General features: G+C 62.2%; 14 protein-coding genes. 8 read left to right on the top strand and 6 right to left on the bottom strand.

The features are described 5' to 3' along the window. Nucleotides 1-179: 179 nt before the first annotated feature. Entirely contained in the window at nucleotides 180-392 is a 213-nt protein-coding gene (locus NMB38_RS02785; RefSeq protein WP_128610956.1) for a hypothetical protein, read from the bottom strand. A 49-nt stretch (nucleotides 393-441) separates the two neighbouring features. Next, nucleotides 442-2,961, bottom strand: a complete 2,520-nt coding sequence (gene hrpB / locus NMB38_RS02780; protein ID WP_088523407.1) for an ATP-dependent helicase HrpB — start codon at nucleotides 2,959-2,961, stop codon at nucleotides 442-444. A gap of 119 nt (nucleotides 2,962-3,080) precedes the next feature. Here hrpB and pmcY point away from each other — a divergent pair, with 119 nt between their 5' ends. Next, nucleotides 3,081-3,500 carry a periplasmic Zn2+ metallochaperone PmcY gene (gene pmcY / locus NMB38_RS02775; RefSeq protein WP_494354885.1) on the top strand — a complete coding sequence of 140 codons (420 nt, stop codon included), beginning with the start codon at nucleotides 3,081-3,083 and terminating at the stop codon, nucleotides 3,498-3,500. Nucleotides 3,501-3,521: 21 nt separating this feature from the next. Beyond that, the gene (locus NMB38_RS02770; protein WP_027915232.1) at nucleotides 3,522-4,391 is read left to right on the top strand and encodes a cation diffusion facilitator family transporter; all 870 of its coding nucleotides are present in this window, start codon (nucleotides 3,522-3,524) and stop codon (nucleotides 4,389-4,391) included. Nucleotides 4,392-4,395: 4 nt separating this feature from the next. Here the strand turns inward: NMB38_RS02770 and NMB38_RS02765 are convergent, their stop codons facing one another. Further along, nucleotides 4,396-5,229 carry a DUF6515 family protein gene (locus tag NMB38_RS02765; protein WP_027915233.1) on the bottom strand — a complete coding sequence of 278 codons (834 nt, stop codon included), beginning with the start codon at nucleotides 5,227-5,229 and terminating at the stop codon, nucleotides 4,396-4,398. A 396-nt stretch (nucleotides 5,230-5,625) separates the two neighbouring features. Here NMB38_RS02765 and NMB38_RS02760 point away from each other — a divergent pair, with 396 nt between their 5' ends. After that, nucleotides 5,626-6,102, top strand: coding sequence for an Lrp/AsnC family transcriptional regulator (locus NMB38_RS02760; RefSeq protein ID WP_023534579.1), 477 nt, complete (start codon nucleotides 5,626-5,628; stop codon nucleotides 6,100-6,102). Between the two features lie 54 nt (nucleotides 6,103-6,156). After that, entirely contained in the window at nucleotides 6,157-6,360 is a 204-nt protein-coding gene (locus NMB38_RS02755) for a DUF2788 domain-containing protein (protein WP_023534618.1), read from the top strand. A gap of 36 nt (nucleotides 6,361-6,396) precedes the next feature. Here the strand turns inward: NMB38_RS02755 and NMB38_RS02750 are convergent, their stop codons facing one another. From NMB38_RS02750 to NMB38_RS02740, 3 genes are all read right to left on the bottom strand, one after another. After that, nucleotides 6,397-7,035 (bottom strand): pseudouridine synthase, encoded by a 639-nt coding sequence (locus NMB38_RS02750; protein WP_088523404.1) that lies wholly within the window; start codon nucleotides 7,033-7,035, stop codon nucleotides 6,397-6,399. Between the two features lie 6 nt (nucleotides 7,036-7,041). After that, the gene (amn, locus tag NMB38_RS02745; RefSeq protein ID WP_049696675.1) at nucleotides 7,042-8,505 is read right to left on the bottom strand and encodes an AMP nucleosidase; all 1,464 of its coding nucleotides are present in this window, start codon (nucleotides 8,503-8,505) and stop codon (nucleotides 7,042-7,044) included. 102 nt (nucleotides 8,506-8,607) lie between these two features. Then, nucleotides 8,608-10,251 carry an acyl-CoA dehydrogenase family protein gene (locus NMB38_RS02740; protein ID WP_088523403.1) on the bottom strand — a complete coding sequence of 548 codons (1,644 nt, stop codon included), beginning with the start codon at nucleotides 10,249-10,251 and terminating at the stop codon, nucleotides 8,608-8,610. A gap of 297 nt (nucleotides 10,252-10,548) precedes the next feature. On the opposite strand from NMB38_RS02740, the gene NMB38_RS02735 reads away from it, so the two are divergent. From NMB38_RS02735 to NMB38_RS02720, 4 genes are all read left to right on the top strand, one after another. After that, nucleotides 10,549-11,955, top strand: a complete 1,407-nt coding sequence (locus tag NMB38_RS02735) for a PAAR domain-containing protein (protein WP_132578055.1) — start codon at nucleotides 10,549-10,551, stop codon at nucleotides 11,953-11,955. Then, nucleotides 11,948-12,325, top strand: coding sequence for a hypothetical protein (locus tag NMB38_RS02730; RefSeq protein ID WP_176417782.1), 378 nt, complete (start codon nucleotides 11,948-11,950; stop codon nucleotides 12,323-12,325). The genes NMB38_RS02735 and NMB38_RS02730 overlap by 8 nt, the downstream gene beginning before the upstream one ends. A 170-nt stretch (nucleotides 12,326-12,495) precedes the next feature. Then, nucleotides 12,496-12,882 (top strand): hypothetical protein, encoded by a 387-nt coding sequence (locus NMB38_RS02725; protein WP_128610960.1) that lies wholly within the window; start codon nucleotides 12,496-12,498, stop codon nucleotides 12,880-12,882. 327 nt (nucleotides 12,883-13,209) lie between these two features. Continuing rightward, the gene (locus tag NMB38_RS02720; RefSeq protein WP_088523399.1) at nucleotides 13,210-13,587 is read left to right on the top strand and encodes a hypothetical protein; all 378 of its coding nucleotides are present in this window, start codon (nucleotides 13,210-13,212) and stop codon (nucleotides 13,585-13,587) included. The last annotated feature ends 68 nt before the right edge of the window (nucleotides 13,588-13,655 follow it).

Below are 13,655 nucleotides of genomic sequence, written 5' to 3'. Positions count from 1 at the left end.
ACAAAACTTCGAGATACCCAACCGCTGCCCTCAAGCGCTAAGGTTCTTGAACCTTCCGCTATCGACGGAAAGGAATACTACGGCGGCTACGAACTTTGTGGGCGTCCGCTTGGATCAAGTACGAAGTCGGCACCCGTATGGTCTGCCCGCCTATGACACTGTTTTTCATCCACACGATGTCATGGGTCAGTGCTCCGACCTGCGCGCCGGTCAGGGCCACGCACAGGCTCAGATTGATGACATCCTGGCTGGCCAGGGCACTGTCCATCAGGTGGCGGCGCTGGCGTAGAGGGCTGTTTGCTGAGGATGATGTCGATGCCGACCACCGGCACGCCGGTCTGGTCGTCGCCCAGCTTGCCGGCGAGGATTTCCAGTGCGTTGTGCTCGCTCACCAAGCCGTTCTGCACACGGCGGGCGACGTTCAGTTACGTATGCGCATCGCTACTTCCTAGGCTTAGCCCTGGCAGTCGCTTCGGCCACCAGCGGGTCTTCAGGCCAATAGTGCTTCGGGTATCGCCCCTTCAGATCCTTCTTCACCTCCACGTAAGTGCTGCGCCAGAAGTTCGCCAGATCCTGGGTGACCTGCACAGGCCTGCGAGCCGGCGACAGGAGGTGCAGAACCAGCGGCTGCCTGCCCTGAGCGATGCGTGGGGTTTCTGCCAGGCCAAACAGCTCCTGAAGCCGCACGGCCAAAATTGGCGGATGCTGCGAATAGTCGATACGGATATTCGAGCCGGATGGCACCTGGATCGCCTGGGGTGCCTGGGTGTCCAGCTCCTGTGGAAGCGGCCAGGGCAGAAGGTTTCTGATGATCGAGGGCAGGTCCAGCTGGCTGAAGTGGCTGAGCCTCGTGACTTTACCCAGGTAGGGCGTGAGCCATTGGTCGAGCGTGTCCAGCAGATTGGCATCGCTCAGGTCAGGCCACTTGCTTTGTGCCTGCCCACGCTCGATATCCAGCTGGCGCAGCAGACCCACCCGGGCCTGCCACTGCCGCAGCTCGGGGTTCCAGGGCAGAAGCTCGATGCCCTTGCGCCTCACCAGGCTGACCAAGGCCAGCGAACGGGTTTGCTCGTCAAGGTTCGCCAGCGCTTTCGTCGACAGCACGAGCTGGCCTACCCGCCACTGCCGCTGCGCCTTGAGCACGCCTTCGCGCTCGTCCCAATCGACCTCATCGACCGACCTCACCAGGTCAGCCAGCTGGTTATCGAACAAGGCCGGATCGAGGTCACTCGCCAGGTAGATCCGCTCCTCGCGCTGTCCTTGCCGGCTACCCAGATCGGCCACCACCAGCCACTCATGTTTGGTGAGAGCATCGGGCTCTGAGAACACCGCAGCACGACCGTTGGAAAGACGGTATTCAGATGCAGTCGCCCGCCTCTGCAGGCCGATTCGATCAGGGTATGCGAACGCCAGCAGGCATCCTACCCACCGTGGGTGATCGAGCGCGTCTACAGGGCTCGAGGCCTTGCCACGCAGCAGCGACCGGTACTGCCGAGCAGACTGTTTCACGCGTTGCAGGGAACCGCCACTGCGACGGGCATGCTGCTCGCCCGACAGTGCGCTGAGCCGGGAGTGCAGGTCGGCACCGGCCCCACGCAGGATATCTTTCTCGCCCAGCAGAGCCGCGATGTTGCATGCCAGGTCATCCAGGCCCATCGCATTGCCCTTGATGAGCATGTGGGCGATCCGGGGGTGGGCTGGCAACGCGCTCATGGCCGCACCGTGTGGCGTGAGCTGTCCAGCATCGTCGAGCGCGCCCAGGCGCTTGAGCAGGTCTGTGGCTTGAGCGAAGGGCGCCGCTGGTGGTTGATCGAGCCAGGTCATCTCTTCCGGCTTCATGCCCCATCGAGCCAGCTGGAGCGCCAGGGCTGCCAGATCTGCCTGGAGGATTTCAGGGGTGCTGTAGCTGGCCATCTGCTCGTGCTGGGACTGCGACCACAGCCGATAGCAGACACCAGGCTCCAGGCGCCCCGCCCGTCCCGCCCGCTGGGTAGCGCTGGCCTTGGAAATGCGCTGTGTGTCGAGTCGGGTCATGCCGCTGCGGGGGTCGAACCTGGGTACTCGTTCAAGGCCACTGTCCACCACCACCCTGACCCCTTCGATGGTCAAGCTGGTCTCGGCGATGTTCGTGGCCAATACGACCTTGCGCGAGCCCTTGGGGGCCGGGTCTATCGCCGCACGCTGCGCCTGCAGGTCGAGGTCACCGTACAGCGGGCACACCATCACCTCTGGACGGCTGCCGAGATGTGCCTTGAGGTCCTCTGCCACCCGCCGAATTTCCGCCTGCCCAGGCAGGAACACCAGGATGCTGCCAGGTTGTTCATCGAGGGCGGCCAGGCACGTGTCCGTGATGCGCGCATCGATTCGCTCGCCCGGCTGATAGGGGCTTCCCCATACCGTCGAGACGGGATACATCCGCCCTTCACTGGTGACCACGGGCGCATCGTCGAGCACCTTCGAGAGGCGGGCACCCTCCAGCGTGGCAGACATCAACAGCAGCTTGAGCGGGGGCTCATCGCGCAGCAGTTCACGGGCGCTCAGGCACAGCGCCAGTGCCAGGTCGGAATCGAGGTTGCGCAGGTGGTACTCATCGAAGATGACCACGCCCACACCCTCCAGCGCCGGGTCCTCCTGAAGCCTGCGAGCCAGAATGCCTTCGGTGACCACTTCGATCTGCGTTCGCGGCCCTACCTTGCTTTCAAGGCGAATGCGGTAGCCGACCGTCTCGCCCACCTGCTCATCCAGCTCACTGGCCAAACGCTCCGCCGCTGCCCGCGCAGCCAGTCGGCGAGGTTCGAGCATCAGGATCTTTTGCCCGGCTAGCCAGGGCTCATGCAACAACGCCAGGGGCACCCGAGTGGTCTTGCCAGCACCCGGGGGCGCTTCGAGTATCACTTCATTGCGACTGGCCAGGGCCTGTCGTAGCTCTGGCAATACACGGTCTATAGGTAATGAAATCATGGTGGCCCTCGAACAAGCAGGCGAGTATAACGGCGAACCGACGTTGTCCTATCATGGTCTTAACTGCGCGGGTTCAGGCGCCTTGCCTGGCCTGCCGAACGCCACGCCCGGAGATTTACATGCGCATTGCTTCCCGCCTGATCGGTGCTGCCCTCGTGGGCACCTTGCTGACGCAACTGACGGCTTGCGGCTCCATCTTCTACCCAGACCGTCGCGGCCAGATCGACGGCAAGGTCGACCCTGCGATTGCCGTGCTGGATGCCGTTGGCCTGCTGTTCTACGTCATCCCAGGGCTGATCGCCTTCGGCATCGACTTCGCCACCGGCGCCATCTACTACCCCCCAGGGCAAACCGCGCAGGTGGACCCGGCCAAACTGAAGGACGCCGTCAATGCCGATGGCAGCGTGCACAATCTCAAACTGCAGGCCATTCTGGAAAGCGAACTGGGGCAGCGCCTGCCGCTGGACGACCCACGCTTGATCCAGCACCGCGGCAGTGCTGAACAATTGGCCAGCCTTGGGCTGGTACCTGCCGCCTGACGTCAAGGACGACCGCCTGAGATGACCACTTCGGCCGAACACAAACGGTTGCTCCGCCTGGCCACGCGCGCCTCCCTGGCGGTGGCCAGCATCCTGGTGGTCAGCAAGGCGCTGGCCTGGTGGTTGAGCGGCTCGGTTAGCCTGCTGGCCGGGTTGACCGATTCGGCCCTCGACGCCGTGGCGTCCTTCCTCAACCTGCTGGCTGTGCACTACGCCCTGCGCCCGGCCGATGACGACCACCGCTTCGGGCACGGCAAGGCAGAAGCCCTGGCTGGCATCGCCCAGGCGCTGTTCATCGGCGGCAGTGCCGTGCTGATTGCCTTGCAGGCGTTGGAGCGCCTGCGCAACCCGCAGCCGTTAGGCGATACCGCCATCGGCATCGGGGTGATGCTGTTGTCGTTGGTGCTGACCGTCGCGCTGCTGGCCGTGCAACGCAAGGTCATCCGCGCCACAGGTTCAACGGCGGTACGCGCCGATTCCCTGCACTACCGCTCCGACCTGCTGCTCAACGGCAGCATCTTGCTGGCGTTGCTGCTGGCGCGCTTCGGCTGGCCGCAACTCGATGCGCTGTTCGGGTTGGGCATCGCACTGTACATCCTGTGGAGCGCCCTGCAGATCGCGCGCGAAAGCACGGCGATTCTCATGGACAAGGAGCTGCCCGTGGATGTGAGCGAAGACATGGCCAGCCGCGTGCTGGCCATCGAGGGCGTGCTGGGCGTGCACGACCTGCGCACCCGGGTATCGGGCAACCAGTGGTTCGTGCAATTGCACATCGAGCTGCCTGGGCAACTGCCGCTGCATCACGCACATGGGCTGTGCGTGCAGGCGTCGGAAGTGATCCGCCAGCAGTACCCCAAGGCCGACGTGATGGTCCACGCCGACCCGGTGTAGCCCTCTAGTTGACGCTGTAGCCTCGCCCGGACAAGCACGCGCCAAGCGCCCGTTGGTAGGTACTTGCAACCGCAGGCGCCGGCGCGTAGGCCGCCATGGCAGGATCGAACCCCGACTGGCTGACCGCCCAGCGATGGCACTGGTAACGGTCCTGATCCTGCTGCTCCTGCCCCTGTCCATAGCGCGGATAAGCCACCACGTCATACCCCGACGCCGCTGTAGGCGCAGGTGCTGGGGGATTGACCACCACGTACTCGCGGCTGTTTTCCAGGTAGCGATAGTAGGTGTCGGCGACCAGGTAGATCATCGCGCCGTCCACGCGAAACTTGTGCGCATAGGGCGGCAGGTAGCTGACTCGCGCACCCGGGGGCGGCACCACGACCTGGTAACCCCTTTCCCAGGGGCGGTACCAGTACCCGCCGGAGTAGAAATAGTCCTGCCCCTGGTAGGGCACCTTCCAGAAACGGTCAGCAAACCGCTCCACGGTCTGGCCAGGCCGGTAGTGCGGCCCGGGGCCCCAGCCTTCACCGTGGCCCCCAGGGCGGCCCTGCCAGCCCTCGTGAGGCGCGTAGCCAGGGCCTGGGCCATGCCAACGCGGGCCGTCATCGGGGCGGCGGGGAATGTCCTGGTAGAACCCCGGCCGTGGGGGCTGCGTCTGACCGACTTCGTCACGCGAATTGAGCGCACGCCCAGGCGCGGGCCCTGCCTCCACACCTGGCCCTGTAGCGGCGGGGGGCAAAGCACCTGGGCCGTCGTTGGGCCCGGCCGCCAGGGCTGCAACGCTGATGCCCATGCCCAGCAAACCAACACCTGCCCACTGCCAGATGTGCGACTTCATGGTAGTCCTCTCGACGGTAAAACGGCTGACTGCGCCAGTCTACCGCGCCCCATCACGCCGCCCATTAAATTTCAGCCATGAAAAAAGGGAGGCCACCTGGGCCTCCCTTCAGCAATTGTCGTCCGTGCTCGGCACTTGTGGCGCCGGCTCACCTCACACCGTCTTCTGGAAGGTGCGTAGCCCGGGGGCCTGGCCCATCCTGTTGGATGGCTTGGCCGCGAGCGCCCGTCTGGGGCGCATCGCCGTGGACTGATGTCCGGGCAGTGATTCTGGTGATAACAATACCGGGCGCGTCCCGGCACAGGATTGCGAAGATTGCTCAGATAAATAGCACTTGCGCAATTTTTAACCCTGGATTGATAATTCGCCGCAATCCGAACAGAAAAGGCATGATTCATGAGCAAGCTGGACCGATACGACTTGAGCATTCTGGCTGAATTGCAGCGTGACGCGCGCATCTCCAACCAGGAGCTGGCCGAACGCATCGGCCTTTCACCCTCGCCCTGCTCGCGCCGCGTCAAGCAACTCGAAGACGACGGCTACATTTCCCGTCAGGTAGCCTTGCTCGATCGCAAGAAGCTGGGTTTGAGCCTGACTGCCTACGTACTCATCGGCATGGACCGGCACACCCCCGAGCGTTTCGAAACCTTCGAGGCCACCATCCGCAACCTGCCGCAGGTGCTGGAGTGCAGCCTGGTGACCGGGATGGACGCCGACTACCAGCTCAAGGTCGTCGTGCCCGACATGGACCATTACCAGAAGCTGCTGCTCGGTAGCCTCACGCGCATCGAGGGCGTCACCAGCGTGCGTTCAAGCTTCGTGCTCAACCAGGTGTTGGCCAGCACCGAGCTTCCATTGACCCACCTTCGCTGATCGGCTGCCACCTCACGGGTATACTTGCCCCCTCAACCCGCCTGGAGCACTGCAATGGATCCTGCCGTATTCGAAGAGTGGATGATGATCATCCTGGTGACTGCCTTGATCGGCTTCATGGGCTTCATCGTCTGGGACCTGGCGAAAAAATCCCAGGCGGGGCGGTTCGGCACCCTGATCCTGTTCTTCGTGCTCGGCCTGGGTGTGCTGGCGTTCATCATCAAGAGCGTGGTGGTGGGGTTCATCGAGGGGGTGTAGCCAGCGCGGTCGCCACGTGCCCGCTGGCCATGCCTCCTAGCGCCGCAGGGTCGGCGCCACCTCGCGCCAGCAGCCTTGCTCAAGCCCATCGAGTGTCCAATCGCCGATACGCACGCGCACCAGGCGCAAGGTGGGCAGGCCCACGGCGGCGGTCATTCGCCGTACCTGGCGATTGCGACCCTCGCGAATCACCAGCTCCAGCCAACAGGTCGGTACGCTTTTGCGAAAGCGTACTGGTGGGTTGCGCGGCCACAGAGCGGGGGCTTCGAGGCTGCGGGCCTCGGCGGGCAACGTTGGTCCGTCATTGAGCTGCACGCCTTCGCGCAGTTGGCGCAGCTGCTGCTCGGTGGGCTCGCCCTCGACCTGCACCCAATAGGTCTTGGGCAGCTTGTGCTTGGGGTCGGCAATACGCGCCTGCAGCGCGCCGTCATTGGTCAACAGCAACAGGCCTTCGCTGTCCCGGTCCAGCCGGCCGGCGGGGTAGACGCCCGGGATATCGATGAAATCCTTGAGCGTGGCCCGCCCCTCGCCGTCGCTGAACTGCGTCAGCACGTCGAAGGGTTTGTTGAACAGGATCAACCGCGGCTCGGCGGGTGGCGCCTTGGGCTGGCGGTGAGCGCCAGGCACAGGCCGCCCCTGAGGGCGGCGCGGCTTGGAACGGGGTGGCAGTGACATGGGTCCTCAGCGGAACGGCGGCTCGTCGAAGCTGCGCAGTTTACGCGAGTGCAGCGAATTGAGCTCGGTGCGCAACAGGTCCAGCGCCGCGATCCCGATCTTCAGGTGCTGGCTGACCGCGCGGTTGTAGAACGCGTTGGCCGAGCCTGGCAGCTTGATTTCGCTGTGCAGCGGTTTGTCGGACACGCACAGCAAGGTGCCGTACGGCACCCGCAGGCGATAGCCCTGGGCTGCGATGGTGCCGCTTTCCATGTCCACGGCAACGGCGCGGGACAAGTTGATCAGCGGCCGTTCCTGGGCCCAGCGCAGCTCCCAGTTGCGGTCGTCGTAAGTCAGCACGGTACCGGTGCGCAGGCGCTTCTTGAGCTGCTCGCCCCGCTCGCCGGTCACCTGCGCAGCGGCTTCCTGCAGGGCCAGCTGCACCTCTGCCAATGCCGGGATCGGAATGTTCGGCGGCACCACGCGGTCAAGGATGCCGTCACGGCGCATGTAGGCGTGGGCCAGCACGTAGTCGCCAATGGTCTGCGACTGGCGCAGCCCGCCGCAGTGCCCGATCATCAGCCAGCAATGCGGGCGCAGCACTGCCAGGTGGTCAGTGATGTTCTTGGCGTTGGACGGGCCGACGCCGATGTTGACCAGCGTGATGCCGTCGCCGTCCCCTGCAATCAGGTGGTAGGCCGGCATCTGGTAGCGGTGCCAGACCACACCGGCGACCAGCGCCTGGGCCTCACCATGGTCCATGCTCTTCTCGATCACGACGTTGCCCGGCAACACCATGCGCACGAAGCGCGGATCATCGCGCAACTGCTCAAGGCCATGGCTGATGAACTGGTCCACGTAACGGTGGTAGTTGGTCAGCAGGATCCAGGGCTGCACGTGGCGCCAGTCACTGCCGGTGTAGTGCACCAGGCGCCGCAGCGAGAAGTCCACGCGCGCGGCATCGAACAGCGCCAGGGGCAAGGTATCGGTGCTGTCCCAGTCGTAGAGCCCATCGGCGATGTTGTCGGTGGCCGAGGACAGGTCGGTGCTGGGGAATACCCGCGCCAGCTGCGCGGCGGTGATGCCGCTGCCGGCCAGCTCGTCGCCCTGGTCGACCACGTACGGATAAGGAATGGGCTGCTCGCTCACCCCCACTTCGACCGTGACGGTGTAGTCGTGCATCAACGGGCGCAATTGCTCCAGCAGGTAGCCGCGAAAAGCAGCCGGCTGGGTGATGGTGACGCTGTAGGTGCCCGCCACCTGGACCTTGGCGTAGGCCCGCGTGGTGGCAGCGACTTCGCCATTGCTGTGGTAGGTCAGGCGCAGCGCCGGGTAGCGGAACAGGTCTCGCTGCTGGGCATCGGGCTCGGTGCGGTCCTTGAGGTAACGCTTGAGGGCCTGGCTCAGGGCACCGGTGGCCTGCTCATGCAAGGCCGCCAGACGATCGACGGCCTGTTCGGGAGTATCAACGACTTCAAACGCGTGGCTCACACTGTGCTTCCTGTCTGGACATGCATGCGAACCATCTTGCCTGCCTTCTCGGGTAAATTCATCCCCTTGATGATGCAAGGCGGCGCAGCTGGGCCGAGCCGGTCAGCTGGCCATGGCCCGCGCCATCAGGGCCTGTACGTCCACACCGCGCGGCAGCGTGCCATAAGCGCGCCCTGCCCCTGTGAGGCGGCTGGCGATGAACGCATCGCTGACCGCACAATGGCCGGCCTCCAGCAGCAACTTGGCCTGCAATGCCAGGGCGATGGTCTCGGTCAGTTGCCGCGCCCGGTACTGGATGTCGCCCGTGTCGAGGAACGCATCCTTCAGGTTGACGATGCAGGTGGCCAGGCGCTTGTCGCCGTGTCCGTCCCCCAGTTCGGCGAACAACGCCTCCAGCACACCCGGCTCCTTGGACAAGGCGCGCAGCACATCCAGGCACTGCACATTACCCGAACCTTCCCAGGTCGAGTTGACGGGCGCCTCGCGGTAAAGCCGCGGCAGGATGCTGTCCTCCACATACCCAGCCCCGCCCAGGCACTCGGCCGCTTCGTTGATCATGGCCGGGGCACGCTTGCAGATCCAGTACTTGCCTACCGCCGTGACCAGGCGCGCGAAGTGCGCCTGCTGGGGGTCGTCGAGCTGCTCGAGGGCGTGGCCCATGCGCAGGCTCAGGGCCAATGCCGCTTCGCTTTCCAACGACAGGTCGGCGAGCACGTTCTGCATCAGCGGCTGCTCGGTCAACAGGCGGCCCGCCACCTGCCGATGCGCGCAGTGGTGCAGGGCCTGGGTCAGCGCCTGGCGCATCAGGGCACTGGAGCCGACCATGCAGTCGAAACGGGTCATGGCCACCATCTCGATGATGGTCGGTACGCCCCGGCCCTCCTCACCGATCATCCAGGCCAGCGCACCGCGAAACTCCACTTCGCTGGAGGCGTTGGAGACATTGCCCAACTTGTCCTTCAGGCGCTGGATATAGAACTGGTTACGGGTGTCGTCCGGGCGGTGGCGGGGCAGCAGGAAGCAGCTCAGGCCGTGCTCGGTCTGGGCAAGGACCAGGAAGGCATCGCACATGGGCGCCGAACAGAACCACTTGTGACCCACCAGCTCGTAGGCCTGGCCGGGCCCCAGCGCGCCGACTGGGTAGGCACGGGTGGTATTGGCGCGCACGTCCGTGCCACCCTGCTTCTCCGTCATGGCCATGCCCAACGTGACGCCGGCCTTGTGCCGGTCGCCGACGTTGCGCGGGTCATACTCACGCGACAGCGCCTTGGGCAGCCAGTAGTGGGCGATCTCGGGTTGCAGGCGCAGGGCCGGCACCGCAGCGAAGGTCATGGTCAGCGGGCAGCCCGTCCCGGCCTCGGCCTGGCTGTGCAGGTAGGTCATCGCCGCGCGGGCCACATGGGCGCCCGGGCGCGGCTCGGCCCAGGGCAGCGACGGCAGCCCATGCTCGACGGCGGTGCGCATCAACTGGTGATAGGCGGGGTGAAACTCGACCAGGTCGATGCGATGGCCATAGCGATCATGGCTGCTGAACACAGGCTTGTGCGCATTGGCCAGAAAGCCTGCCTGCATCAACGGCCCACCGGCCAGCGCGCCGTACGCATCGATCCGCGACTGCGCCCAGTCGGCACCAAAGCGCCTGGACCACTCCTGTAGCGGCAGGTCCAGGCGGTACAGGTTGGCCCCGTCCAGCGGTGGCGGCTGGTTGGTGACCTCGTGGGTTTCAGCGAACTGGTGCAGGTTCATGGAGGTACTCCTGAATCCGGGCAGGCGTGAGGTTCCCAGTGAAGCACTGTCTGGTCGGTGGACAAAGGGGCATTCCTGACTAATCGCAGGGGTGCGTGATGAGCGGCGCTTAGGCGGCCGGCTTCATCGGGATCGTCAGCGGCGTGTTCGTTCGACGCCCGAACCGGTGAGGCCTTCAGGAACTTGTAATCCAGTTCCCAATCGTCCGTGGGAGTCTTCCTAGAAGCTGAATCAAGCGCCTATAAAGCGGATGCCGCCTGCTAGGTTGCGAGTTCTTTCTTGATCAGCAGGCAAGCCATGAGCATGCGAATCAGCATCCTGGGTCGGTACCAAGGCCTGGACAGCGATGAAACCACCACCGGCGCCATTTGCATTGCCGGGCAAGCCAGGGGGCGCGTCCATGGCCGTAACTGGCTGCTGCAAGGCGACAAGACCACGCCCTGCCCCGGCTGCGGGCAACCCGGCACGCTGGTGGAGGGCGAGCCCTATTGGAGTCAGGACGGCATACCCACGGTCCTGGACGGCGCATTGGTGGCGTGTGGGTGTCCTATAGGCAGCAACCGCGTGATTGCGGGCGGATCTGCGGCCCTTGCAACGTCCAGGGCATCTGCACCTGAACCGGTCAATGACGCCGTGCGAAACCCCGACGCCCGCGCTAGGACGATCGATCCGGAGCGGTTCCGGGACGCTGCGCCTTCAGTGGCTCAGCCCGTTAATGAACCGGGTTTCTACATCGTGCCGCGCAGCATGTCGTATGACGAGGTGCTGATAGAACTCGGTGCCCCACACGCTCACTTGTCCCGATCAGCATTGGAACGGCTTAACCCCACCTCGCGAAACGGATTCAAACCGGGCGAACTGTTCGTAGTGGGTGAAGAATCGGGGTACTCCATGTGTACCCGCCAAGAAATGTCGGTCATGGGTGCGGCGGAGCAGGCGCGTGCTGCATTGGCGGACCTCACCGAGGAGGAAGCCGGCTTCATGATGCAGTACCAGGCCGAGATCGCCGCGCTGTTTGGTGATACCAGTCTGGCCATGGGCGTAGCCGAGACGGTGGCGGGTAAGTCACTGGATGAAATCACCCGCCTCTTGCGCAAAATCGAAGACCTGCACAAAGCGCAATTTACCAAGCACGGGCACCTTCGCCACCCAGACTTCTTCGCCCAGCGCCAGCACCTGTTCAATCAGTTGAGTGCCGGTTTAAAGGCCACCCTTCTCAACAAGAGGCTCAATCTTGGGGATTACTCACGACTGCGCCGAGACTTGGGTATCTCCTCGAAAAGCCTGGTGCACCATTGGAGCAAAGCAGGCGGGCCCACGGGCATACCGGGGTATTCGACTCACTTGGATAGACTGGCGAAGATGGCCAAGTACTTGAAGGCTGGAGGGGCAGTGGGCATTACGCTCGGGGGCATTGGATCAGCGATGAATATTGCCGATGCGTGTCGGGTGGGGAATACCAAAGCATGTAGAAAAATGCGTTTTACTGAGGCTGGTAATTTTTCGGGTGGCTTGGGAGGTGGGTGGATAGGTGCAAAGCTTGGCAGTAGGGCAGCGCTCAGGGTTTGCTGGCGGACGGGGCCAGGAACGCTCATTTGTAATGTGGTGTTTGCAGGAGCAGGCGCTTGGGCAGGGAGCCAAGGAGGCATGATAGGCGGCGAAACCGTAGGCGAAGTCATCTTCGAGATGCTAATTGATGAATGATCTCGACAATACGCTGAAATTATTTTGGGTGGCCTCCCCATTTGTCCTGGGCTTCACCGCGCTCGCAATGGACCTGCACATCGCATGTTCCAAAGGATATGCAACCATGACCACAGCTCTGCAGCGCAGTCCATGCTTAGCTGTTTTTGTCGCAACATGGGGCGATAAAAGCGTGCGTGCAAGAATGCTCGTGATTTTTTTGGTAGCGGGCGCCATAACCTCTCCAAAATACAGCATCCGTAAAGGCGCGCTTGATCCCCGAGACTATGATCAATTTCCATCTCGTTTGAAAATACAGATCATCACAGCGTCCTGGCTTAATACCATAGCCGGCTTCTGGCTTTTTGTAATTTGTTTGATCTACGGATAACAACGTTACCGACCCATACTTGCTGCATGCCGCTAATCTTGGTGACGGGACGGCCTCAGGTATGAGTTGATGCAGAAGTGCTTACTGGCATTGGAGCTGCGACTGGTCTGAATGAATTGGAATGGACATCGACGAACACGCAGGAGAGGTAATCTCCGAGGCTTTGCAGAATGATTGACCACCTTGACATAAAGCTGAAGTTGTTTTTGCTCACTTCCCCTTTCATCATAGGCTTTATCTCACTGGCCATGGACCTGCGCATTGCATGTTCAAAAGAATACGACGTCATGATCGCAGCGCTCCAGCGCAGTGCTTGCTTAGAGTTTATTACAACACTCTGGGGAGAACAAAGCATACGCGCACGGTTATTGGTGATCTCAATGGTGGGTGGGCTCATAGCATTTCCAACCTACCACATTCGCAAAGGTGCGCTTGATCCACTCGATTATCAGAATTTTCCAGCCTCCCTTAAAAAGAAGATCAACACCGCATCCTGGCTGAACACAATAGCGTTCACTTGGCTAACAGTCGGTTACTTTTTCCTACTACCAAGGTGAAACTGTTTACTCATTACAAGCACCATGGATCCACGCTGATGATTGGGTATTCGACGCATCTGGGCGAGCTGGCAAGTAGGCCAGGTACTCGAAGCTCGCACGGCGGACGGGAATACAAAGCCATGTTGAAGAACACTATTTACTGAGCCTGACGATTTTGGCTTGCCCAAAATGGTCGGGGGCCAAAGTAGCTAATGAAGTGATACTTATTCCTTCCCGAAGAACTGCCTTGACGGCGCTGCATATGGCATCTCGACCCCTGCAACAGCGCCTCTGACGGGAAGCCTTCGTGCATGCAATTAAGCGAAAATTTTCGAGGCCTTGAGAGTGATCAAGAATTTTGACATTACGTTTCAATTACTTTTTCTTGCCACTCCCTTTGCCCTCGGACTGACCGGCCTCGCCATGGATCTGCGTATCGCAGGCTCCAAAGAATACAAAGTCATGATCGGGGCCCTGCAGCGCAGTGCGTGCTTACCCTTTATTGTCACCCCTTGGGGTGAAAAGACTCTGCGTGCGAGAATGTTGGTGACATTCATGGTCGCCGGGATCATAAAGTATCCAAAATCAAGTATTCGACGAGGCATGCTTGATGCACAGGATTATGAGCAATTTCCATCATCCATGAAAAAGCGGATAGTAATTTCCTCATGGCTAAACACTGTCGCGTTCAGCTGGTTGATCATAGGCTCTTACTTTCTTTGATGCCGTGAATCCCACGTCCACGGTATCTCGCTGCGCACATAGCTAACAGCACATCGTCCTAACCTACC

It is taken from the genome of Pseudomonas sp. FBCC-B35 (assembly GCF_059133755.1).
The sequence above is the reverse complement of the archived record's forward strand: the minus strand, read 5'-3'. Positions and strand labels throughout refer to the sequence as shown.